A 25,543-nucleotide genomic window follows, 5' to 3' on the forward strand; every position below is an offset into this window, starting at 1 on the left:
CAATAACTTAAAAAATATTGTATTTTTTGTATTACTAGAACCGCCAGTTATAGAACACATCTATTGCTCGTTCTAAGGATTGGCTCGCTTCCAAATACAGTCGCTTGTTCATTTGATAACGTAAAGTCAATTTATTTACTGGTGTAAACACACCAACACCATAACGAATAAACAGATCTGGCGTAATATAACCGGTCACACTGACTTGGGTATCATCACCTGTTCCTTGAGCATCCAGCGCCAAGCTACTTAAACCAAAAGTACGTCCAATCTGATTGGTCAAGGCACGCGTACCGCCCAAGCCCATACTAATACCGGCAGCGGCAATAGTATTATTTACATCGGACTTAAAGCCCTCGGTTTGACTAATACCACTGGTACCCTCATTGATACGACCAGTGAGTATTGCATTTAACGCTTCCTGTTCAGACAATCCAGCATCGTTATAGACCTGAATATTCGGACTGGTTGCAGTTCCGGTAACCCGCACACCTACCGTACTACCTTGCACGCTCTTATTAGCATCAATATCTAGAGTTGGGTTATATAAAGGACCATTAAAACGCGCAATTGCACGGTTCAAATCCAGACTTTGTCCATAGGCTTCAATTTTCACCTTTTGACTAACACCAATTGCACCATTGGCACGCATAGCAGTTTCAAGACCACGTTGTGATAAATATAAACGCCCAAGCATTGGAATACGGCTATCAAAACCCTGGAAAATGACTTGATTTCCTAAATCAACCATAACATCTGCACGAATATCCCATGGTCGAGCCGCTCGCAATATGGCGAGCTGATCTTGCCCTGCATGAACAATACGTACATCCGATGACACATTGATCACGGGTGCTGAAGCTTCAGGCATAGAAATTAAGGCACGCGGTACTTCAACCTTACCACTTAAGCTTAATTTCTTCTTGAACGGCAAGACATCCAAGGTTAAATCCGGTGTAATCACAGCGGTAATCAATGGCGCTTGGCGAATCAGTAAGTTTTCACCTTTTAAATGCAGTTGAATACGCGGATCATTTTTCCAGTCCACATTACCCGTTAATGCACCTACACCTCGACCACTATTAAATGCCCCGTTAATATTGGCATGGTCTTGTCGAATAGATGAATAAACCTGGATATTGCTCAAATTTACAGGCAATGAAATCATGCTGATGGCACCATCTTTCAGGCGCATTTCACCATTAAATAAAGGCTGAGTCAGTGTTCCTGCGATTTTCCCTGCAAAAGACAAGGTTCCTGCGAGTGACCGAACATCTTGAATAAAAGGCTTAAAGACTTTGAGTTGTACTTGGTCAAAGGCCACTTCACCATGCATTGGCTTGCTGTCTTTATAAGGATCAATAATAACATTGGCATAACCGGTACCAATGTCAGGGGTTTTAACATCTAAACGAACTTGCAAACCTTCGGATACACTTTTCGCAATTAAGCCAATTTCGCTATAACTTAATGTCGAACCGACATCTTGCGGATCTTCCGCTGCCAAGCCAATCACACCACTACGTGTTACCAGTCTTGCATCAATTTTCGGTTTAGCACCTTGGGCCCATGCCGCTTTTGCGTAACCATTGACTTTACCGGTAATCGCCAAACCCTCCGGCATAAATGCAGCGAAGTCATTTAAATCGACATTTTGGGTAATAAAGGACACATTACCTTTGGTTTTGCTGACACGAATCGGTTGATCGAAACACAATTGGCTTTGCTGACTCGACCAACAATGTGCACCGACAAATAATTCAGATTTTGCAGTACTGTAAATGACGGAAGCATTTTGACGTTGCACTAATCGAGCACGTAAAGAGTCAAAATCACCTTTCTGGATTTGCCCCAGCCAATCATTCTGGGCATTAAAGCCACCCGCCAATTGCACATAAAATTTGGAAATCCGGTTTTCTGCCTGAACTTTCAATATATGGGCTTTACGAGTACCTGCCAGTGAAATTTCACCTTGCTGAATCTCACGTGAACCACTACGTAAACTTTCCATTTTCGCCGTCATCAGTGCCGGAGTGATCTCCGAAGTTGGTAACTCACCTTGTACCCGTATTTTTTTAACGCTGAATAAGTTATTAAAACCAAAGTTATCGACCGCCAGATTTGCAGTAGCTTGCAAGCGTGGCTGTGATTGCACATTTAAATAGCCATAAGCACGACCGCGAAGTCCGCTATAAATTTCGTACAAGGCAGGTGCATTAATTTTTAATCTTAAGTTTTGTGCATTGCCTGTGGCTTGAATCTGGTTTTTTGCATAGGACAGATACAAATTATTGGCTTCAAATTGTTTAGGCAAGAAGCCTTTCTGATTTGAATCAATGACCATCGCCAAATTGCCTGTTCCGCGAACAGGTTTATTATTAATGACCCCGGCTAAATTTAATTTTTCGATATTAATGCGTTTTAAGGTGTCTGACCAAACCCCTTCAGTTTTCACATTACCGGATAATTCACCACGTACAGATGAGACAAAATAATGCGGTTTAAATCGAATCAGGGAAGCATTTACATTCCAGCCAATGCCATTTTTAAGATTGACCAAACCACTGGCAAAAATTTTCCCTGCAATACCTGAATGCTGCAACTCCTCAATTTTAATCAGTTCCGGTGTACCTGAAACTTTAAATTTGAGCAAACCTTCACTGGCCTGAATATTACTTGCATTCAGTGCCCCATCATAATTCACGGCAAAACTCTTAAACGCTCCACCTGATTTCTGATCGTTGAATAAAATAGCTGCGGTGCTCCGTCCAGTTAAGCGAACGGTTTCATTGTTGTTTTGCTGTGCCAGACGACCGGTCAAGTTAATGGCATCTAAATGAATAATCTGCTGATTCGGTTTGGCAAAACCATTGGCTTTGACTTGTCCATTCAATAAGTTAACCGGTGCAGCCTCGACCACTGTTTGCGGATTAAAATCCTTGGCATTAACACTGGCATTCCATTTTAATTGACGTTTTTCAGTCGGCAACTCGATTTTTGCAGTTCCGTTTATGCTACCTTTGCCAGCCACGTAGCTAAAACTTGGCACATTTAAATTGTTATTTTTAAGATTAAGCTGTGCTTTATATAAGCCTTCAGGCAACATGCCCTTATCATGTTTAGAGACAACCGTTGCGACATGAATATCCTGTTTGCCTTCTACCAATGCCAATTGAACATCACCCGATTTACTGCTTAACCAGCCTACATAAGGCACGGCGCGGTCAATATTTTTCCAGGCAACATCCAGTAGCATCGGATTTGGCTTTTTACCTTTTTGCTCATCTTGATCGAGTTTGAGGTTCCATGTTTCATAACGGTCAAAATCCACCAATCCAGTCAAATGCAAACCTTTTTCAAGGCTACCTTTAGAAGCAATTTTTCCATCCAGACTGGGCGGCAGAAAATCTTTTACCACTTGTGGAATCAGTTTGTCTTTAGGATTAATTTTGTCCAGGCGACCATTCATATCCCAAGTCACATGGTCTTTCCAGCTCACTACACCTGCAACATTCACGGCGCCACTCATCAACTGGCCATTTAAATTGCTAATATCCAGCTGATGGACCAAATCGGTATGCATGCTACCGTTATATTGACCTTGTGGAATATTTTTACCCGTTAAATCCGTCGCAACATCGATATTTAAGCGTTTGATATCCCCATTGAATTTAGCCACACCATTTTTAGTAAACAGTTTTTGCTCAGTGATTAATGGCCAGTGATATTTCTTGAACTGCAACTCACCAAACATCGGCACATGTTTACGCACCGGATGCAGCACCACCCAACCGGTTAACAAATCAGGTGTATTGGTTGCCACACCTGCTTGAATGGTATCTAAAGAACCTTTAGCCACCACTTTAATATCATGAATGTTCAGGCTTTTATTCAATGACGGTATATTTAAATCACCAACCGCATTTAAAGGATATTTTCCTTCAAATTTCATATCTCCAGTCGCATTTTTGACTGAAAGATAGCCCATATCCATGCGGGAATCTTCAAACTTGAGTTCTGTACCCGACCAAAGTGCATTATTTAAGTGAATATCATTAAATTTGACGCTGGCAGATGAAGTCTTGATCAGCAGATGGTCAACATCAGCCGTATCTAAGCGCAAAACAAAAGGCAAACGGATTTCATTGAATTTAAATGGTTTATCACTTGGTGGATTTTTGGTGATAATTTGCAGATTACGGACATCGGCACGATTCAAATGAATTTCTTTTTTTAAGATTGCGCGCCAACCTAAAGTCACATCGGCACGATCAATTTTAACGTCTACAGGTTTTAAGCTGACCAGAATATTTTTTAGAATAATGCCGTGTAAAAGATTACCGCTTTCATATTCATAATGAATAATTTTTTGACTTTGTAAAACACGGTCCAGTAAGAATTTACTGCCTTTATCAGTAGTAAACATCACAGCGAAGGAAGCAATAAGCAGAACCAACACCATGAGCAGTGTAAATAATACACTCCTCAAAATACGACGTTTTTTCGGTCGAGGGGTTTCCGTCTCTGGTTGCTGTTCTACTTCAGCCATAATGCTCTCTAAAACCTAAAATTTATAATTGTGAACCAATAAAGAAATGGATACGGATCGGATGATCGTCATCAGAAATACCTGAAGCGACATCAATACGAATTGGACCAATTGGCGATGCCCAACGAAGCCCTAAACCGACACTATAGGCGGTGGGTGTATTAAAATCTTTGTCGTACGCATTCCCTACATCACTAAATACGGCTGCACGCCAACCTTCTTTAAATTGATAGTTATATTCTAAAGAACCTACAGCTAAAGCTTGTCCGCCAATTTTAAATCCATTTTCTTCAGGCGATAAACTTTTATAATCAAAACCACGAACAGTCTGGTCACCACCGGTAAAATAACGCAAGTTATAAGGAACTTTAGTAAAATCCTGTGCAAAGATATAACCTAAATCACCGCGTCCCACAAACTGATGGTTATCATTTTCACCTAATGAATAAATAAATCGCCAACCCGCATTCACAATGGCCATATCCGCATCGGATAATAAAGTTTCACTGCCCAGTTCAACTTTATAATTTTGCCTAAAGCCTTTCCCTGGATTGACACGCTTATCACTGGTGGTACGAGCAACCTCATAACCCAATAATAAGGATTGTTGCTGCTCATTCGAATTCGCTATAAATGCATCAGGAATTTTTCCAAAATCTAGCACACCATCTTGTGTAATACGATCTAGACGATAACGCAAACCGAAAGTATGTTGCCAACTTCCGCGTGGTCTTTTGATAATTCGATCCACGCCCGCCACAGCAGATTCAATCATCAATCCATTGCCTTGTGCAACGTCATCACGTTCTTCACGCTCATAACCGCCCACAAGACTGATATAGTCATTCAGTGGATGCTTATAGGGAATATTATAATGACCATCAATCGACTGACGAATTTGAGATAACTCTACGTTGGCATCAAATGAATGCCCACGGCGGTTTACAATGGCTCGGCGATACTGACCACGGACACGTGCACCGGTATCACTACCATAACCGGCACCCAATTCTGCACTATTTAGACGATCTGCATTTAAAGTGACAATCACCGGGACTTTCTTTTCTTCGCGCGCTTGAGCTTTTAAGCGTTCTTCTTCAGATTGTTTGATTTCCTGTTCTACACGCATTTGACGCAGATTTTGATCGCCTTCTGTATCTGCTTTACCTGCGAATTGTGTCTCATCCACCACTGATTGAGTGACTTCCTTTGAAGAAGCGACCTGCTTTTTGTCCTGAACACTCGCTTCATTTTCTGATATTTTTTGCTGATCTACCAATGCTTGAATATCTGGTGGAAGTTCTAACTGCTTTTCAATTGGATCGGGGTGTACAGCATCCACCAAGGTGTAATTAAAATAACGTGAGTTGGTTAAGTTATTGGCTAAACCATTGACCCGCCAAAAAGTATAATCGGCCCCATCTTCCCATGACACCATACTTTGCAATACATCTAAGTCTATCGGTAAGGGTTGTGAGGGATCACTCATCCGAAATTCAACAGGTCCCAATTTATAACGATCACCCGTTTCATAACGTAAATTTATATCTGCAGTATTTTGCGGTTGGGCAACTTTTACATCATGTAAACGCCAGTATCCATCAAAGTAACCATTATTATTCGCGGCATCATTAATTCGGGTTTTGGTTTGTTCATATAAACCATGGTTGAAAACATCACCGACATCTTGATCCGGTAACACACTGATGACCTGGAACTGTGCCTGTTTTTCACCTGCGCCACTAAACTCGACATTCTGTTCTTTGATTTGCACAGGTTCATTCGGCGTTACCCTGACGCGAACACGGTTTTCACTGAGTTTTTCAAATTTAAAGCTAGCATTATAAAAGCCCACTGCCTGCGCTGCCTGATTCGACATGGTTCTTAATTGTGGCAGTGCCGAAGGAAAATCACCAAAGGATTCCTGGGTAAAACTGGAAAGCTTCCCCTTAAGATTGGTTTGGAGATTTTGCAGTGCTTGAGCATAAGCTTTGTTTGAAACATCACTGGTATTTTGAGCTGACGTGAACACAACATCCGCACTAATACGCGCAACTTTCGCAGTATTCAATTGACGAGGTGGTCGTATTTTATAGAACCAGCGTTTAAAGAAATTTGGTTCTTCGATTTCATCTGCCACACTCAATTCAGGTAAGGTTCTACCTGCCTCATTGGCTTCAACCACAATTTTGCTATCGTCTTGAATGCTCGACATCAATTGATCGACATTTACAGGCGCATGATTGATTTCAACCAGTTCTTGCTGTGTTGCATCAGAAACTACAACTTCTGTAACTTGTCCTGCACGATATTGCTGGGCTTGATTTTTTGCATCTTCAGCCTCACGAAAAATTTCATCTGCCATCGCTTGGCTGACTGGCGTGATGGGCAGTTCTTCTAAATCATCAAATTCAATAGGCTTAAATTCTTCAAAGTTTTGTCCTGCCTGTTCTTGTTGTTGCAGCATTTGTAAACTGTCAGGTTCAGCTTGTTTTTCTTGAAAGTTTTCAATTTTTTCTATTTCTTCGGTACTGCCCATACCTTGTTTAACAGCTTCACTCTTGAGTTGTTGTTCAAATTCTGTTTGAGTGACCTTTGTATCAGGCTGTGCAACTTGTGCAAAACCTTGTTGTGCCAGTAATGTTAAAAAGAGACTTAAACAAAATCGTTTATGTTGATCATCCCACGCTATGAAGGAATTGACACTTAGTGTAAGAGTCGACTTTTTAAAATTCAGTTTTGAAAGCATAAAGAACTCTAAACTAATATAATATTTGTAATGAAAATGCCCAATAATCGCTTGCTAACAAACTCAAATCTATTGGAATTTTCACTAAAGTATAGGTTTAAAACATAATACATGATTTTTTATAGTGTTTTACCAAATGCTCACATTTCTTAATAAAACTTAATGAAGCCCATAAACCATGGAAAAAAATGAACATCTTTTAGGTACACGCCGGTTTTTACCGATGTTTATCACTCAATTTTTCGGTGCACTGAATGACAATGTATACAAACAATCATTGTTACTGGTCATTACTTATGGTTGGATCAATCAACAAAGTGCCAGTGTCAGTACACTGAATAATCTTGCGGCCTTATTGTTTATTTTACCCTATTTTATTTTCTCTGCGACAGCCGGACAGATTGCAGATAAATATGAACGCTCACAACTGGTACGCGGCATTAAAACACTCGAAATTGTGATCATGTTGATTGGCTCTGCTGGCTTTTTACTGGGTCATTTATGGCTATTGTTAATGGCTTTATTTTTAATGGGCGTGCATTCGACCTTCTTTGGGCCAATTAAATACGCTATTTTGCCTGAAATTTTAAAGCCAAATGAGCTCATGTCCGGAAATGCCTTGTTTCAGTCTGGCACATCCATTGCCATTTTGGTTGGTATGATTTTAGGCGGTGCAGTGATTTCTGCTTCAGACGGCAATCTGTTCTGGATTAGCCTGACGGTGGTCACCATCGCTGTTCTCGGATACATCGCTAGTCGCTTTGTATTAAAGCAAAATGTCACCTCACCTGAGATTCAAATTGACTGGAACTTTTTCAGAACCAGTTTTCAGACTTTAAGATATGCCAAAAGCTTGCCGATTGTTTTTCTAATTTTATTGGGTAATTCCTGGTACTGGTTCTATGGCGCCACCTATCTGACCCAGATCCCACAACTCACCCAACAAAACTTGCATGCCTCTGAAAATGTCGTCAGTCTGCTTTTAACCTTCTTCTCTGTAGGTATTGGTGTAGGTTCATTATTGTGCCGCAGAATTGGCGGTACAGAAGTTAATTTAAAGATGGTACCGATTGGTGCAATCGGCCTAACCGTTTTTGCTTTTTATCTGGCAGCCAGTTTGGCTTTTGTACCTGAACGTAGCGGTGAAATGTTGGGTTTAAAAGATGTCTTTACCCAAGGCTGGAGCTATTACCATGTCATGCTTGCCGTGACATTACTCGGCATTAGTGGCGGTTTTTACATCGTACCTTTATATGCCATGATGCAGGCCTTTTCTCCTCGCTCACATCGTGCGCGTGTGGTGGCTGCAAACAACATCTTAAATGCCGTATTCATGGTATCCTCTGCTATATTTTCCATTATCATCTTAAGTATATTCAAGATTGATATTAAAATACTTTTCAGTATTACAGCTATTCTCAGCGCCATTTTCACTACATGGCTTTTGTTTAAACTCAAGCCGATGCTTGCAGCACATCAACACGAAGCTTTAGAGGATTAATTTTATGCGTCAATATACCGGTATCGACAAATTTATTCATTCGTTTGACCAGGCGCTTCGCAGTTTGGTTCCGGGAACAACCTCTGCACATCGTGAAAATCCCGGTAGTGCTGTGGAAACTCAACTTGGTGTCAGTGAAGCACGTCATGTTGCCGGCTTAATGCGGGTAAATCATAGCGGTGAAGTGTGCGCGCAAGCGCTTTATCATGGTCAGGCGCTGACTGCAAAACTACCGAATGTACGCCGTGAAATGGAACAAGCCGCGATTGAAGAACAAGATCATTTGGCCTGGTGTGAAGACCGTTTAAAAGAACTGGATAGCCATACCAGCTTATTAAATCCGGTCTGGTACAGTCTATCATTTGGTATGGGTGCTATTGCAGGAATTGCTGGCGATAAATACAGCCTAGGTTTCGTGGCCGAAACTGAACGTCAAGTTAGTCTGCATTTACAAGACCATATCAAACAGTTGCCGGAGCAAGATGAACGTTCGCGTAAAATTTTGGTACAGATGAATGAAGATGAATTGCATCATAGAGATACAGCATTGAATGCTGGCGGTGTGGATTTACCTGCTCCTGTACGTATTACCATGACGGCAATTTCCAAACTGATGACCAGGACCAGTTACTACATTTAACTGGTTTTTGAATGATTAACCGCCCGCATTATTGCGGGCTTTTTATGCTGTTTGTTTAAATTATTATTTTTGGCGGCAATAAATGCAGATGCTGTATGTAATGCGCAATATGAAAATACAAGCAATAACACTTCCTACAATATAAAAATCTTGATGATAAGGTAAAATTTTCTGCCAGAACACATGCAGCCAATGGCTCACTTGCAAACAAACACTCACAATAACAAACGCCCAAATAAAACAGGCGACAATATTCACCAGCATATATTTCAATAAAGGATAGCCTTTAATCCCAATCGAAATGGGTAAAATAGTACGCAAACCCCAGGCAAACTGCATTAGAAAAATAGTTAAAATAGGATAATGTTCAATAAACTGGCTTGATTGCTCAAACTTCTGTGCCAATTTTGGCTTTTTTTGAATAAAGTCGATGCCATAGTGCCTGCCAATCTGATAATAGATTTGATCAGCTAAAAACCCACCCAGCATGGCAACCATAATTAACCCGAATTCTGTTTAAGCCGATGTTTGCATAATACGAATCACCGGCTTGTTTTGATGACAGAGTTGATAGGCACATAAAGAGGCATAAATTCCTGCCAAATAGCCTGCAACACTTCGAGCTTTGCTCGTCACTAAATGATATTTCCCTTTTAACAGGCTGAATAAAGTCTCTATTTTATTACGCTGCCTTAAGTGATATTCATCTGATATTGAGAGTTGCGCAGATTTCATATTCTTTCGGTGATAGGTAATTAAATCAGTACCTTGTGCTTTTAATCTGCTCTTTAATTCCTGACTGATATAGCCACGATCAGCATAGAGCTTGGCTTTTAATCCTTCGACTAACTGTTCAACCATTTTAATATCTGCTGTATGCCCATTCGATAAAGCTGTACTGACCATGTCTCCTGACTGATTCATGATTAAATGCAGCTTACAGCCAAAGAACCATCCCATTGAGCTTTTACCGCGTGTGGCAATCGCTGCTAGAGATTTATACCGTTGAATCCGCTGATTTTTGCATACAGGTAGTGTCGTCGAATCGATCCATAAATAATGACTTTGATAATCTTTCGTCAAGGCAAAATGTAAAGCATGGAGTGCCAATTGATGTGCTCTAATGAGATGCCAATCAAAATGGCAAAATAACCATAGTGTTGGATGAGATCGGTCCAGTTCATCATTTTTTATATGTGTGGTCACAGTTTTACTATGTTCACCACATCACTATTGATTGCCAAGACAACTCTGGTTGCTTTTTTAAGCATTTATATTTCATCAGTAAAATAAAGTGATTTCTCTGCCTATTTTAAACCTAAGTCACTCCACGCATAGAAATTGTTTCAGACAAGTGTCTGGTTCAAATTAGGCACAATCGACAGAGCCAGGTGTTGTGCAGATGAATCTTTTTATGTACTAAAACACTCAATTTAAAATCATCCCTGATCACATAATCGATTATGTTTAGCATCTGGAAGATCGTTAAGATTGTCTGCAACCTGCATTACACAATAATTGATCAATCACAAAAAAGCCCAACATCCTGTTGGGCTTTTTCGTATTTGCTGCTTAGGTATAACTCCTGTCGTACCGCACATTCCTTATGTTGTTTTTTATTCTTTTTATTGTTCGGAACCTCCTGTTCTCTATGTCCCCATTATAGGAAATTACAGTCTGATCGCCTAGCCGCAAAGGGCCGAGATTAATGTGAGCATATACGTACAAGGTCGGCTAAAAACCACCTCCTTTTTATCCGTATAAATTTAGGGAATTCTTTTGATCTGGTAGGATTAATAACTCACAATAAAGCATTAATTTGATTACTTATTAAGCGAATTAATTGGCAAAAGCTATCGAAATTGATTAAAAAAATCCGACTTGTTTCCAAGCCGGGATTCTGCTGATATCTGGAGTTTTTCTTTTATCTTAACTTTTTGCTATTACAATATTATTTCAATTGAATTTCGTATAAGCACCATTATGTTAAATAAATGGTTTCACAAGCTAAAGATTTGGAAAACGAATCTTTGTTTCTGCTTTTCTAATTTCATTACTAGTGAAAGAAATAGTTATGCCTAATGAATATGCATAGATTCCTTGGATAGAATCATTAGAGGATTCATATGAAACATAAAACCCATTATCAACCCTATCCACCCATTCAAAATTATTTTTATATTTTTCAAAAAGATAATCACTTAATTTCTTTTTTATTTCTATATCATCAATATTAATATCATAAGCAATACAATGAAGTTTACCTTGCCATTCTTGAAGGGAAATAAATCCTACTGGGGTTTTTAATCTGTACCAGTTTGACTCCTTGATGAAATTTACTCCTGAAGTCTTTGCTTCTAAGTTAAATTTATTTTGAATATCTGAAAAATTAGAACCAATTTCAAAGATAAAGGGTTCTAATATTTTATTTGAGTTCAACGTATTGGTCTCTGCATGTAATAGATGATTGATAGAAGTTAAAATTAAAGCCATAACTAACATGAAAGCTTTTAACATGAGTAATTTTTAAAATTGAGATTTCCTAAAATTAACATAATACACCTTATACGAAATGCTTTTATTATTCATTTAAAATCATTTGTTTAACTATGATTAACGAGCCTAATCTGCAAAGATCAGGCTTTTTGAATGATATATCACATTCCCTGCCTAAGATTTGATGATTTTTCAATTTTAATCAGTCAAACTCTACCCACACTCACCTATTTCCATATTCTCTGTTGTTAGAGCCAAATCGAATAATACTTCTAGATTAAAGTCATAATTTGCTTAGGCTATTTTAAAACTAAAATGTATTCCTCTAATGAACTTAGTAAAAGCTAATCTACCCAATGCACAATTGGAAATTCATGCTTTTCGTGTTGAAACTCAACACTCTGCCAAATATCCAGCATTGGAATTTTGACATCAGTTGCGAGGGGTAATTTCTTCGGATTAAATTGCATATGAGACAAGTCTTCTCCCCATGCAATCAGATCCACATCCAAAGAAATTTGATGCGATGGACGTACACGGCCTGAATCATCTTCCATTTTTTTAAGGATGGAAGTCATTTCTTCGACGCTCATTTCACTTTTGAGCAAACACGCAGCATTCCAATAATCTGCACCAACGCCATCGCGACATGGAATTAAATAAATCTCAGAGAATTGAACCTGTCCAATTTCAGCAATTTGGGCAAATGCCTGCTTAAAATGGTGTTCAGGATGACAATTACTCGCCAGAGCTAAGGCGAATATCGTTTCGGTGGCGTTCAAGACGAATTCCTACAGAATTTGCTTGCGCGATAATGGCAGGCTTACGGATCGTAATCATAATCGATTCAACCGCAGGAAAGGTAGTAAAAAGCGCATTTAGAACAAGCTTTGCTGCATGTTCAATCAATTTTGGCTGTGCTTTTTGAATAACAGTGGCAGAAATTTCGCAAATTTCCGCATAATTCAGCGTATGTTCCAGCTCATCAGAATTAGAAGCTAGTTCCAAACTGGTCTGGATGGTCATATCAAGCATTAAAGGCTGAATGATTTGACGTTCCCAATTGAAACATCCCACCACTGTTTCGACCTTTAAACCTTCAATGATAATTGCATCCATATTGGAATCCTATAACACTTAAAAAATCCCCCTAAATCCCCCTTTTTTGAAAAGGGGGACTTTTCCCTCCCTTTATCAAAGGGAGGTTAGGAGGGATTATAAATAAAAAATAACTTAGTTTTTTAATAACACATTTGGATCAAGAGTTTGCACCATTTGTAGTCTTTGGTCTGCATAAATATCGGTATACGGTGCAAGGATGCGCATAAAGCGATCGAAATACAGCATTTGCTTAAATAGCAAGGCAAAGTCACGAGGGAAGCGAATACCATGACGCTCGCCTACGCCAACCATATCCATCATGATGTCATTTAAATCTGCAGGATTGGAAGTGAGTAATTCCTGCGGATCGGTAAGTAATACACCACTAAATAGACGTTCTAAATCTGCTGCCAGAACTTGAGTATTAATTTTCTTGTCAGTCATGCCCATTTTCAGCATGTTTTCTGCCATCAAGTTGTAATCGGTTTTTTGCAGTGCATCCATAAATGCGATACAAGCTGTCCACACTTCAGGATTGAGCTGACCGACAATACCAAAATCAATAAAACCGACTCGACCATCTTCAAGCAACATCAGATTGCCTGCATGCAAATCGGCATGGAAGCTGTTACACATCATCAAGCTACCGAACCAGGTATTCATGGCGGTAATTAATACTTGGGATGGATCTTTAGATACCTTTTTAACCACATCAAAATCAGTTAAAGGTACGCCATACAGGCGCTGCATGGTCAGTACACGGCGGGTTGAATATTGATGATAAACCTTTGGAGCAGTCGCTTTCTGGTTTTGCGTCACATTCAGATAATTCACGAAATCATCCAGGTTTTGCGCTTCTTCAATAAAATCGACTTCACGTACCATACGGGTTTTAATTTCATCCACAATATCGGCAAGTGATGCAAATTTTACTTTAGGTACCGCTTTTTCCAGAATTTTGGTTGCCCAGTGCAAGACATTCAAGTCGGTATAAAGAATGGTTTCTACACCCGGCTTTTGCACTTTAATCACCACATCTTCACCTGTCACAAGTCTAGCTGCATGCACTTGTGCAATAGATGCTGAGGCTAAAGGCTTTTCATCAATGGAAGCAAAGATTTCATCCAGATTTCTGCCTGCAAACTCAGAGACCAATACGCCTTGTACATAACTAAAAGGCAATGACGGAGTTTGATCCAAACAGCCCTGAAATTCTTCAACATATTCACGTGGAAACAATGAAGGTGTACTGGCAATAAACTGTCCGAGCTTGATATAAGTTGAACCGAGCGATTCAAAAGTTTCACGCATCAGTTTTGCGTTACTTGGTTTTTCTGTGGCGTATTTAATGCCGGCTTTTGCTGCAATAACAGCTGTTTCCCCCACACGGGCAACTGAACGCAGGCCATCTAACCAGATATTGTTTTTCATAATGTCAGCTTAGAATTAAATTGTAGTGAGTGTAGCAAAAAAATATTGCTTTGCAGGTCTATCTTGCCTAACAGATTGGACAATCTGTATCTTTTTCGAAAGCAAGTAAACGTTGCTTCATGCTTAAACCATCCCAAAGCATCAGTTTTTGCTTCAATGGCATTTTCCCCAAACCCAAATAAAGCAAGGCATGATGCGCTTGCAAACTTGCCATGACATTAGGAGTGGTCGCTAATACCCCTGAATCGGCACAGCGCAGGTTTTCACTGGCATACTGTTCTTTGGGAAATAGACATTCATAACACGCCGACTCGCCTTCAACCATAAACAGTTGTCCCTGAAAACCAATCGCGGAAGCACTGATTAAAGGTACACCAAATTGCTTGCAAGTTTGGTTGACGAGGTAACGTGTCGTAAAATTATCACAGCCGTCCAAGATCAGATCTTGAGCTGAAATTAATGCTTCTGCATTGCTTTCATCCAGCTTTACAGTTTTAGATTCAACGCGAATATGTGGATTAATTTGCTTTAAACGTTTAGCCAGTATTTCGGATTTATAGAAACCAATATTTTCTTCTACATAGGCTATTTGCCGTTGTAGATTACTCATTTCGATCGTATCCGCATCGATTAAGGTAATTTGCCCCACACCTGCACGCGCCAGAAGTTCTGCGGTTGTACAACCGATTCCACCGCAACCAACAATCAAGACATTGGCGAGTTTTAGTTTTTCCTGTGCTTCTATATCCCAGCCATCCAGCAGAATTTGACGGCTATACAGATGCATTTCTGCGTCACTTAACTCTAGATCCATATCTACATCGGTCACTTGGCAATCCCTATTGACTACTATTATTCATTTAAGTTCAGGATGAATTATAGTTCAAAATGATGATTAAAGAGGACTAAATAAAAAAAGCACCCTTTCGGGTGCAAGAGTATGGAACTTTTAAAACTAGAATTGGTTTAACTGACTTTTTGAATTCCCTGCATTTTGGCAATTTCCTGTTGCTTGAGTAAATTGCGCTGAATTTTGCCACTGGAGGTTTTAGGTAAACCCTCTACAAATTCAATTTCTTTAGGATATGCATGCTTTGATAAACGCGAACGTACATATTCCTGAAGTTTATGGCTTAACTCATCTGAAGCTGAAAATTTCGGTTTGAGTACTACGAAAGCTTTAACCACCTCAGTACGTTCCGGATCTGGCTTACCAATGACTGCAGATTCCAAAACTTCTTCACATTCAAGTAAAGTGCTTTCAACATCGAAAGGCCCCACACGATAACCTGACGTTGTAATTACATCGTCAGCACGACCAATGAAATCCACCCCGCCAAATTCATTTAATTTAACGGTATCACCGGTTAAATAATAATGACCAACAAAGGATTTAAGGTTATGTCCGTCATAACCTTTAAACCAGGCCAATGGTGATTGTGAATTATCAATCGCAAGTGTTCCAATACCGCCTTTTTCGACTTCCTGATGATCTTTATTCAATACTGCAAAGCGATGTCCCGGAATGGCATAACCCGCTGAACCGACTTTCTTTTCATGTTCCAATGCATGATGATTGGCAATCACCATCCCCAGTTCAGTCTGTCCATATTGATCATAAATATTCACATTTAAATCATGGTTAAACCAGTGAATCACTTCCGGGGTTAAAGGCTCACCTGCACTACTCACCACACGTAAATGTTCTTTAATTGAGGGGTCAAATTTTTCTTTAAATCCAAAGAACATCCGGAAAGCGGTTGGTGAACCAGTTAAATTACTGACTTTATATTTTTGAATCACTTGCACGGCGTTATCTACGCTAAATGCACGCTCATCCATAATGATGCTATGCCCCAAACTTAAAGGTCCGGTAATTCCGTAATATAAACCGTAAGCCCAACCCGGATCGGCCAGATTCCAGAAAGAATCCTCTTCACGCAAATCTACGGCATACGTCATATACCCTTTAAATGCCAGCACAGCTTTTAAAGGAACAGGAACTGATTTGGCCAAACCTGTGGTTCCCGAGGTAAACATCATCAGGAAATCATCTTCAAAGTTTAGCATCACTGGTTCAAAAGATTCTGATTGTTGAGCCAGTTCGGTCCAAAAATCATTATCTTGATGACTTAATGTATTGGTTTGATGTACCGTTAAAATATGCGGTACAGTGACACCATTCAGTTTTGAACGTTGTTCTGCATTGGTCACAATCAATCGAGTTTTGGCAGTATTGATACGATGTTCAATGGCTTTTGACTCAAATGCGGTGAACAGTGGCTGGTAAATTGCGCCCATGCGCCAGGTGGCTAAAATCGTAATCAGCAATTCAGGGGTACGTGGCAATAAACCTGCAACACAGTCACCAGCTTTTAAGCCAATTGACGTAAAATAATTTGCCAATTTTCCAGATGCTTCCGCCAGCTGTTCAAAGGTCCATTCGGCAGACTCGCCATTTTTACCTTCCCAGATTAGGGCAGTTTTATTTAAACCAAGATAACGCTCGCAACATTCAACATAGGCATTGACTGACCCAGCTGTACCGACCAGTTGCTCTGCAAGAAAATCATCAAAATTAAATTCTTGATATGCCTGTTCTAATGTCTTCATGACCACAACCTCTCATCCATTCTTTTATTGAACAAAGCTCCTGCTTTGTTGATCCATTTTGCTTATTGTTCTCATTCTAAAAATGCCAAAATGCATTCAGCATTTTTAATCTTTTAACTTCACTATTCACCTAGATAAACATGCTTGATGTCATCCTGCAATTTCCTCATCCATCAAAAAATGTGCAGGATTTGAGCACCCACTAAAGTCTAAAATTCAGCCACAGTTAAATCGCTATTTAGATTTTAGTGACCTCACGTGCAATGACTAAACGCTGAATGTCCGAAGCCCCTTCATAAATCTGGCTGACCCGTACATCACGGTAAATTCGCTCTACCGGGAAATCAGACACATAGCCATAACCGCCATGAATTTGAATCGCATCTGAACACACCCGTTCCGCCATGGTGGACGCAAACAGTTTCGCCATTGAAGCTTCTTTCAAACAGGGTAATCCTGCATCTTTTAAAGTTGCCGCATGAAAAATCAGTTGCCGTGCCGCTTCAATTTGCGTCGCCATATCCGCCAAACGAAATGCCACAGCTTGATGCTGAACAATCTCTACCCCAAAAGCTTTGCGCTCATTGGCATATTCCACCGCAGCATCCAGTGCAGCACGTGCCATCCCGACTGATTGTGCGGCAATACCAATTCGCCCAGATTCCAAATTAGATAAGGCAATTTTGTAACCTTCACCTTCCTTACCCAATAAATTTTCGGCAGGAATACGGCAATTTTCAAAAATGATGGTTGCGGTATCTGAACAATGTTGTCCCATCTTTTCTTCAAGACGCGAAACGATATACCCTTCTGTGTCTGTAGGAACGAGGAAACAGGAAATGCCTTTTTTCCCTGCGGCTTTCTCGGTCACAGCAAAGACAATCGCCACTTGGGCATGTTTACCGGTAGTAATGAATTGTTTGGTACCATTGAGTACCCAAAAATCACCATCACGTTCTGCCTTGCATTCTAGTGCCCCGGCATCTGAACCGGCTTGAGGTTCAGTTAAGCAAAAACATCCCAGCCATTCGCCTGTTGCAAGTTTGGTCAAATACTTTCGCTTTTGCTTTTCTGTACCGTAGCGCTGGGTAATTCCACAAGGCAGTGAATTTTGCACGCTGACAATTGTAGAAATCGCACCATCACCTGCGGCAATTTCCTCTAAAGCCACCACGAGGGATACATAATCCAGACCTGCACCGCCCCATTGTTCGGACATGGTCATGCCTAAGGCACCAAGTTCACCCAGTTCTTTTAATTCTTGTGCGGGAAATTTCGCGGTTTTATCACGTTCTGCGGCAGTAGGTTTTAACCTGTTTTGCGAATAATCTCGCAACATGTCCTGAGCCATCTTTTGTTCATCATTTAAAATCATTGAGCTTCCCTTTCTATATCTATTTTATTCATTTCAAACTTTTTAAAAATGACTGTATCTGGAGTACATGACGGCGACATGGAGGTCGCCTGTGAAACTGAGATATAAGGACGTATCTTCAGTTTCACAAAGGATTTTTGTTTCTTTTGATCCTTCAAAAGAAAATGCATGCTTATGCGAAGCTATTCAAATCTGAGTAGAAATTTGCAGCTATACAGATTCAATTCTCTATAAAAATCCGTATCATTTAGGTTGCATACGAATCGCGCCATCCAGACGAATCACTTCACCATTCAAATAAGCATTTTCAAAAATATGTCCGACCAAATGCGCAAATTCTTCCGGTTTGGCTAAACGTGGTGGAAACGGCACCATCTGTCCCAAAGCATCCTGTACATTTTGTGGCATGCCTTTCAACATTGGGGTTTCCATAATGCCTGGCGCAATGGTCATTACACGAATCGCTTCACGTGCCAGCTCACGTGCCAAAGGTAAAGTCATGGCAACCACGGCACCTTTTGATGCTGCATAAGCGGACTGACCAATTTGGCCATCAAATGCAGCAACTGAAGCTGTATTTACGATGACACCGCGTTCTTCTTCACCTGCTTTTAATTTATATTTTGCTATCAAATTTGCAGCAAAACGAATCATGTTGAATGTACCGCTGACATTAATATTTAAAACTTTTTGGAACATGGCAAAATCATGCATACCATCACGTCCAAGTACTTTGGCAGATGGAGCGATTCCGGCACAATTGACCAAACCATTTAATTGCCCATACTCTTTTTCAACATTGTCAAAAAACACTTTTACCGCATGCTCATCAGTCACATCCAGTTTTACAAAGACTGAGTGCTCACCTAAACGCTGTTGCATTTCCAAGCCAAGCTCTTGATTCATATCGACCATGATGACTTTTGCACCTTGACCGACCAAATATGTTGCGGTTGCTGCACCTAATCCGGATGCTCCACCTGTCACAACAAACACTTTTCCTTGAATTTTCATTTTATATTCCTGTCAATTCTTTGTATGAACACTCGACTTAAGATGCAGAGTAAATGCAGTTAAGCTAGAGTACAATTTCCAAATAATGCATCCTGAATGATGGATTCGGACAATCCAATCTATCGCACAAATGAACTGAACATGGACATCAGTACATGAATGAACAAGAGTTAAACGACAGCAAAGGAACCATCTCAATCAGTCTTGTCCATGAGGCACTACTGTCTGCCGACCATCAAGGATTGAATACACAGAATATCCTACTCAAATCAGGTATTCCTGTTGAGTTAATGCAATCCAGTAAAGCACGTGTTTCAGTGTCACAATATGCTCAGCTTTGGATTGAACTGGCTGATGCCATGAATGACGAGTTTTTTGGCATGGATAGCCATCCAATGCGTCGTGGCAGTTTTAAACTGTTATCACAATCCGTCATGCATGCCGAAACACTGGAAAAAGCAGTTCAACATATTTTGCAGTTTTTAAATCTGGTTCTGGATGATTTTTCGAGCCAATTATTTGTTCAGGAAAACTACGCTTATATCGTGATTTACGAGCAAAAGCAGACCAAAAGAATGTTCAGCTATGCCACCTATTTAATGCTAATTCATGGCTTAATGTGCTGGTTAAGCGGGCAAAGAATTTTACTCAAGCAGATTCAACTCAAATGCGATTCTCCGCTAGATGATCAGGACTATAAAGTCCGGTTTTGTGAAAACATTCAATACAATAGCAATGAAAACTACATTCAGTTCGATGCCAATTATTTAAACATTCAGATCAAGCAAGATATGCAATCCTGGTATCGGTTCATTCAGCAAACACCACACAATCTATTGGTACGCTTTAAAAATCCGAATGCCATTAGCTCTCAAATACGCAAACACTTAATGAACGTTCCACCTGCTGAATGGTTAGAGCTGAATGAAATTGCACAACGTTTAAATATGTCCGATGCTACGATTCAAAGACGCTTAAAAAGTGAAGGCGTTAGTTATCAGCAACTTAAAAATGATATCCGGCGTGATAGCGCAATTGAATTTCTCACCAAAACAGACAAAACCCTACAAGACATTAGTGATGAATTAAGCTTTCATGACCCAAGTGCATTTCACCGTGCTTTCAAGAAATGGACAGGTGTTAGTCCGGGAGCTTATCGTCAACATAAAGAGCAGTAAGGGACTTGTATTTACATAGGTTAAAATCATTATTTAATAATTTTTAAAGTTTTCATTGGCTTAAAAAATCGACCCGCCATTCATCGAAAGATATTTGCATAAAGTTCCAAAATAGGTTATTTTTCACTCAATTTAAAAGCATAATTTTATGCTTAACCTGCTGTTCTCCTCCTCGTGGAATCACCTTAAATTAAAGGTTCTGACATGCTTAAGATGATTGATGTACTAGAGCAAAGTTTAGTGCAAAATTTTACTCATTCTCTCAACACTCACACTTCTCAATTTGATGAGCTATTGAATCAAGGTATTTTAAATGCTTCTGATTCTGCCCTTCAAAAGGCTGTCGTGAGCTTTTTTAATCGTGCAGATGCCATTGAATCAGCTCAGGCACTCGACATCAGCGCAGACCGTATTCAAGCTTTACAAACGGGTGTAGCTTTAAAAGATGATCAATATCTTGCAGATACTGCAAAAATTGTGGCACTTTGTTTAGCACTCGAAACGGATACGCTGACTCAATTAGACATATCAGATTGTTTACAAGATTTCCCTGTATAAATCTGAAAAAAATTAAAAAAAGCGACTCCAATGAGCCGCTTTTTCTTTAGATAAATTTGACCGATCTAAATACAGATCAACATAATATTTCTTTTTATTCATTCGCTTGAAACATGGCATTAACCACAAGCTCTATTTTTTGCTGAATCGGTAGCAGATCAATCACGGTATTTTTAGCGCCCATCAAAGCATCAATCTATAACTTTCCAATGATTGCCCCAAATATGAAGATGAAAGATACGAGATATAGCAACCTTAGTTCAAACAATCTTTTTATTGAAAATAGTCCTCTATTTAAATGTTGCATTTAGATATGAGCTATCGTCGGCATTTTTTTACCACCTTACTTAATTTGTAATTACGTAATAATTACAATGAAATTTCACCTTATACCCTTAATTCTAAAATATTTTTATTTTACTTTTATTCATGCCGATGTATGTTTTTAATATAATAGCTTTATAGCACCCTACTTGCTCCCAGCACCCAGTAGCTTGTGGGATTCTTTTTTAGAACTGTCTACAGGTGATTTGTGGTTACATATCTGGAGCAGTACTTGGCGGCTATTTTTAGGTTTCTTTATCGGCAGTGGTCTTGCGCTGGTTTTTGTCATTATTGTCTTAAACAAGCAAGCTGAAAAATTTTTAGAACCTTCTTTCTCAGTACTTAAATCGATTCCCAGTCGGGCCTGGATGTTTATGATTGCCGCTGAACTGATAGCTGCAACCCAAGGAATTGGCTATTTACTCAGTGATGGACGGGAAACTTCTCGACCTGACATTGTCATTATTGCGATTATCTTATTGGCGATTTTAGGAAAAATAACCGATAGTTTAATGAAACTTGCTGAAAACTGGCTGTTACGCTGGCGGGATGTAGTCAAAAAATAAAGCGCTTTTGAGCGCTTTATTTTTAAATCGATTACTTTTCAGCTATCTTGAACAGCCAATCGTCACACGATTATTGCCACCGTAATCTTTAATGGTTTGAATATCTTTATAACCATATTTTTTAAACAGTTGATACACCACACCGGCCTGGTCATAACCATGCTCAAGTGCAACCCAACCATTGGCAGTTAACCACTTTTTACCGTTTTGAATAATAAATTCAATATCAGCCAGACCATTATTGCCTGCAACCAAAGCACGACGAGGCTCTGCCGCCAAACCTTTAATGTGTTTATCCTGAGGATCAATATATGGCGGATTCGATACAATCACATCAAAGAACTGGTTTTTTTCTAACGCTTTAAACCAACTACCACATGAGAATTTCACATGATTCAAATCATGCTTATCCGCATTAAATTTTGCAATTTCTAAAGTTGGCGCATAAATATCTGTTGCTGTTACTTCCCATTCAGGACGTTCACTGGCAAGTGATAAAGCAATTGCACCTGTGCCTGTACCCAAATCAACGATACGCGCATCTTCAGGCAAGTCCAAATGTAAAACCGATTCCACCAGAACTTCTGTATCGGGACGCGGCACCAAAGTGTCTTTAGTCACTTTTAAATCTAGCGTCCAAAATGGCTGTGAACCTGTCACATACGCTAAAGGTTCGCCATCTTCTATTCGGTTTAAACCATCAATATAAGCTTGTTCTTGCTCAGCTGTCAGTTGCTGATCCTTTTTCATGATCAAATCAAAAGAATCAATTTTGGTGATATGTTCGAGCAACCAAGCATTTTCTTGGCGTTCATAACTTTCTGCTTCACCACGTAAGGCCAAAGCCTGTGCAATATTCAATTAACCACCATTCTGTTGTGCAAGCATTGCTAACTGATCCGCCTGATATTCGCGGTGTAAACTGTCGAGCAATTCAGTTAAATCACCTTCCATCACGGCATCTAACTTATATAAGGTTAAGTTAATACGGTGATCGGTCATACGGCCTTGCGGATAGTTATAGGTACGAATACGCTCTGAACGGTCACCAGAACCGACCAAATCACGGCGCATTTCAGAGGTTGCCGCATCGGCAGCCGCACGTTTGGCATTTTCCAAACGTGAAACCAGTAAAGCCATGGCTTTGGCTTTGTTTTTATGCTGTGAACGTTCGTCCTGACATTCCACCACTGTACCTGTTGGAATGTGGGTAATACGTACCGCAGAGTCAGTTTTGTTAATGTGCTGACCACCGGCACCCGATGCGCGGTAGGTGTCAATACGCAGTTCAGATGGATTGATTTCCACTGAAGTATCAACATCTACTTCTGGAAGAATCGCAACGGTACATGCAGAAGTATGAACACGACCTTGAGACTCTGTTGCAGGTACACGCTGTACACGGTGTGCACCACTTTCAAACTTTAGGCGACCATACACGCCTTCACCATTAATCAGGCAAATGACTTCTTTATAACCGCCATGCTCACCTTCATTCTCAGACAGAATTTCGAGTTTCCAGCCTTGAGTTTCAGCGTACTTGCTATACATGCGATATAAATCGCCCGAGAAAATCGCTGCTTCATCACCACCGGTTCCGGCACGAATTTCCAGATAGGCCGAGTTGGCATCATTCGGATCTTTCGGAATCATCAGAATATTTAAATCAGATTCAAGCGCTTCAATTAAAGCTTTATTCTCTTTAATTTCTTCTTGTGCCATTTCCTTAAAGTCAGGGTCAGACAACATGGCTTCAGCAGTTTCAATGTCTTTTTCAGCTTGGGTATACTTTTTCCAAACTTCGGTGATTTCCGTTAAGTCATTATGTTCACGCGAAAGTTGACGAAAGCGTTTGTTGTCAGAAATGACTTCTATATCCGCAAGCAATGCGTTTAATTCTTCATGACGGTCAGAAAGTTGATCTAATCGTAAACGTAACGATTCTTTCATTTTGCAAAATATCTCAATACAAAGGCTATCTCCATGCCTTATATGACATAGATCAGCGCAAAAAAATTGTGCCTAGTGTAACGATTCTAAGGGTTAAATGACATAGATATTGTGGGGACAAAACCACATATAAAAAGGGAGTTTTTTAAGACGAGATCTAAATCCATTCTCGTTTCATTCATATTTCTCTTATAAATGTTTATTTTATGAGCATTTCTCAACGCTGTTAATATAACTTTACAAAGCAGACACTAAACGCCACAACTCTGATTGCTCCTCTCCATATTTCCCGAAAATCTTTTTGTTACATTTGCTCCATCGAAATAACTGACTGACAACGTCCGCTTTTTGGACATGGAGTTAACTATGAAACTGAATGCATTATTATTAAGCGCAACTTTAGCTGCATCATCAATGATGGCAGTTAATGCTCATGCCGACAACTCAACTCGTATTGCTGCAACTTCTGCTTTAGGGAGTGTCGCGGGTACTGCCCTTGGTAAGCAAATGGGTGGTAATACTGGCGCAATGATCGGTTCTGCAATTGGTGGGGCTGGTGGTGCTGCAGTTTCTGCGGATCGACGTAATCGTACCGGTGCTGCAATTGGTGGCGGTCTAGGCGGTGTAGGTGGTTATGCAGTAGGTAAAAACATGGGTGGTACTACTGGCGGTTATATCGGTTCTGCATTAGGTGCTGCCGGTGGTTCAGTTTTAGGTAAAAAAGTATCAGAAGATCGTCGCGCTGACCAACGCTCTTACAAAAAACATTCTAAAAAATACTATCGCAGCCATCGTTAATTCATCACTGTTTGGCTGAATTTAAAAAGCACTTTCGGGTGCTTTTTTACTTTTTTATCATGATGATGCATGATTAATTATGAATAAATCAGGAAGAAAAAAATACAAACCAGTAACAACTCATCCATCTTCCTTTCCACATTTTTTATTACATTTAACCCAAGAAATAACAAAAGCTTCAAAAAGGAGTTTGCCATGAAATTTAATTCAATCATTCTTGCTGCTGTAGTGACTTCATATGTTTTAACAATGACTACAGCCCATGCAGGCAATACAACAAATACAGCCTTAACTTCTGCCCTAGGTGGTGTCGTCGGTGCCGCAGTTGGTAAACAAATGGGTGGTACCACGGGCGCAATGATTGGTTCCGCTATTGGTGGTGGTGCAGGTGCTGGTGTTGCTGCTAACAAACGTGACCGTACTGGCGCTGTAATTGGCGGTGCTTTAGGTGGTGCGGGTGGCTATACCGTAGGTAAAAATATGGGCGGTACCAACGGTGGTTATATTGGCGCTGGCTTAGGTTCTGCCGGTGGTGCAATCTTGGGAAAAAAAGTCAGTGAAGACCGCCGTTATGATGATCGATCTGATCGTGACAACCGTCGCTATAATGATCGCTATGATCGCCGTTATAATAGTTACCGTTACAATGACCGCCACGACAATGGCCGCCATTTAGGCTGGAACAAACATCGTTAATTCC

The 25,543-nt window shown here is 40.0% G+C and carries 19 protein-coding genes and 2 pseudogenes; 7 read left to right on the top strand and 14 right to left on the bottom strand.

Features of this window, described 5'->3' with window-relative positions:
* Positions 1–34: 34 nt before the first annotated feature.
* The gene (locus HLH18_RS12355) at positions 35–4,549 is read right to left on the bottom strand and encodes a translocation/assembly module TamB domain-containing protein (RefSeq protein WP_171547071.1); all 4,515 of its coding nucleotides are present in this window, start codon (positions 4,547–4,549) and stop codon (positions 35–37) included.
* A gap of 22 nt (positions 4,550–4,571) precedes the next feature.
* Entirely contained in the window at positions 4,572–7,298 is a 2,727-nt protein-coding gene (locus tag HLH18_RS12360) for an autotransporter assembly complex protein TamA (protein WP_171547072.1), read from the bottom strand.
* 178 nt (positions 7,299–7,476) lie between these two features.
* Between HLH18_RS12360 and HLH18_RS12365 the strand changes: the two genes are divergently transcribed.
* Both HLH18_RS12365 and coq7 read left to right on the top strand, forming a co-directional pair.
* Positions 7,477–8,799 (top strand): MFS transporter, encoded by a 1,323-nt coding sequence (locus HLH18_RS12365; protein WP_171547073.1) that lies wholly within the window; start codon positions 7,477–7,479, stop codon positions 8,797–8,799.
* A gap of 4 nt (positions 8,800–8,803) precedes the next feature.
* Positions 8,804–9,439, top strand: a complete 636-nt coding sequence (coq7, locus tag HLH18_RS12370; RefSeq protein WP_171547074.1) for a 2-polyprenyl-3-methyl-6-methoxy-1,4-benzoquinone monooxygenase — start codon at positions 8,804–8,806, stop codon at positions 9,437–9,439.
* A 63-nt stretch (positions 9,440–9,502) separates the two neighbouring features.
* Here the strand turns inward: coq7 and HLH18_RS12375 are convergent, their stop codons facing one another.
* From HLH18_RS12375 to HLH18_RS12420, 10 genes and pseudogenes are all read right to left on the bottom strand, one after another.
* Positions 9,503–9,937, bottom strand: coding sequence for a DedA family protein (locus HLH18_RS12375; protein WP_250852419.1), 435 nt, complete (start codon positions 9,935–9,937; stop codon positions 9,503–9,505).
* An 18-nt stretch (positions 9,938–9,955) separates the two neighbouring features.
* Positions 9,956–10,615 (bottom strand): annotated as a pseudogene (locus HLH18_RS12380) (IS982 family transposase); the annotation flags it as partial.
* Positions 10,616–11,446: 831 nt separating this feature from the next.
* The gene (locus HLH18_RS12385) at positions 11,447–11,941 is read right to left on the bottom strand and encodes a hypothetical protein (RefSeq protein ID WP_250852420.1); all 495 of its coding nucleotides are present in this window, start codon (positions 11,939–11,941) and stop codon (positions 11,447–11,449) included.
* A 338-nt stretch (positions 11,942–12,279) separates the two neighbouring features.
* Positions 12,280–12,717, bottom strand: coding sequence for a 2-amino-4-hydroxy-6-hydroxymethyldihydropteridine diphosphokinase (locus HLH18_RS12390; RefSeq protein ID WP_171547076.1), 438 nt, complete (start codon positions 12,715–12,717; stop codon positions 12,280–12,282).
* Positions 12,674–13,054: a dihydroneopterin aldolase gene (folB, locus tag HLH18_RS12395; protein WP_171547077.1), complete on the bottom strand. Its 381-nt coding sequence runs from the start codon at positions 13,052–13,054 to the stop codon at positions 12,674–12,676. The genes HLH18_RS12390 and folB overlap by 44 nt, the downstream gene beginning before the upstream one ends.
* 114 nt (positions 13,055–13,168) lie before the next feature.
* Positions 13,169–14,467, bottom strand: a complete 1,299-nt coding sequence (locus tag HLH18_RS12400) for an ABC1 kinase family protein (protein ID WP_171547078.1) — start codon at positions 14,465–14,467, stop codon at positions 13,169–13,171.
* 67 nt (positions 14,468–14,534) lie between these two features.
* Positions 14,535–15,281: a HesA/MoeB/ThiF family protein gene (locus tag HLH18_RS12405; RefSeq protein ID WP_171547102.1), complete on the bottom strand. Its 747-nt coding sequence runs from the start codon at positions 15,279–15,281 to the stop codon at positions 14,535–14,537.
* Between the two features lie 152 nt (positions 15,282–15,433).
* Complete coding sequence (locus tag HLH18_RS12410) at positions 15,434–17,080, bottom strand: AMP-binding protein (RefSeq protein WP_171547079.1); 1,647 nt, start codon at positions 17,078–17,080, stop codon at positions 15,434–15,436.
* A 238-nt stretch (positions 17,081–17,318) separates the two neighbouring features.
* Positions 17,319–18,455, bottom strand: a complete 1,137-nt coding sequence (locus HLH18_RS12415) for an acyl-CoA dehydrogenase family protein (protein ID WP_171547080.1) — start codon at positions 18,453–18,455, stop codon at positions 17,319–17,321.
* A 243-nt stretch (positions 18,456–18,698) separates the two neighbouring features.
* The gene (locus HLH18_RS12420; protein ID WP_171547081.1) at positions 18,699–19,469 is read right to left on the bottom strand and encodes a 3-hydroxyacyl-CoA dehydrogenase; all 771 of its coding nucleotides are present in this window, start codon (positions 19,467–19,469) and stop codon (positions 18,699–18,701) included.
* A 155-nt stretch (positions 19,470–19,624) separates the two neighbouring features.
* On the opposite strand from HLH18_RS12420, the gene HLH18_RS12425 reads away from it, so the two are divergent.
* From HLH18_RS12425 to HLH18_RS12435, 3 genes and pseudogenes are all read left to right on the top strand, one after another.
* Positions 19,625–20,647, top strand: a complete 1,023-nt coding sequence (locus HLH18_RS12425) for an AraC family transcriptional regulator (protein ID WP_171547082.1) — start codon at positions 19,625–19,627, stop codon at positions 20,645–20,647.
* A gap of 204 nt (positions 20,648–20,851) precedes the next feature.
* A complete protein-coding gene (locus HLH18_RS12430) occupies positions 20,852–21,205 on the top strand; it encodes a hypothetical protein (RefSeq protein WP_171547083.1) in 354 nt (117 codons plus the stop codon).
* Between the two features lie 452 nt (positions 21,206–21,657).
* Positions 21,658–22,095 (top strand): annotated as a pseudogene (locus tag HLH18_RS12435) (ABC transporter permease); the annotation flags it as partial.
* 42 nt (positions 22,096–22,137) lie between these two features.
* On the opposite strand, the gene prmC reads toward HLH18_RS12435, so the two are convergent.
* Positions 22,138–22,956, bottom strand: coding sequence for a peptide chain release factor N(5)-glutamine methyltransferase (gene prmC / locus HLH18_RS12440; protein ID WP_171547084.1), 819 nt, complete (start codon positions 22,954–22,956; stop codon positions 22,138–22,140).
* Entirely contained in the window at positions 22,957–24,045 is a 1,089-nt protein-coding gene (prfA, locus tag HLH18_RS12445) for a peptide chain release factor 1 (protein ID WP_171529728.1), read from the bottom strand.
* Positions 24,046–24,411: 366 nt separating this feature from the next.
* On the opposite strand from prfA, the gene HLH18_RS12450 reads away from it, so the two are divergent.
* Positions 24,412–24,843 carry a hypothetical protein gene (locus HLH18_RS12450; protein WP_171547085.1) on the top strand — a complete coding sequence of 144 codons (432 nt, stop codon included), beginning with the start codon at positions 24,412–24,414 and terminating at the stop codon, positions 24,841–24,843.
* A gap of 195 nt (positions 24,844–25,038) precedes the next feature.
* Positions 25,039–25,539: a YMGG-like glycine zipper-containing protein gene (locus HLH18_RS12455; RefSeq protein ID WP_171547086.1), complete on the top strand. Its 501-nt coding sequence runs from the start codon at positions 25,039–25,041 to the stop codon at positions 25,537–25,539.
* The last annotated feature ends 4 nt before the right edge of the window (positions 25,540–25,543 follow it).

This window comes from Acinetobacter sp. ANC 5414, from assembly GCF_013004295.1.
Lineage (GTDB): Bacteria > Pseudomonadota > Gammaproteobacteria > Pseudomonadales > Moraxellaceae > Acinetobacter.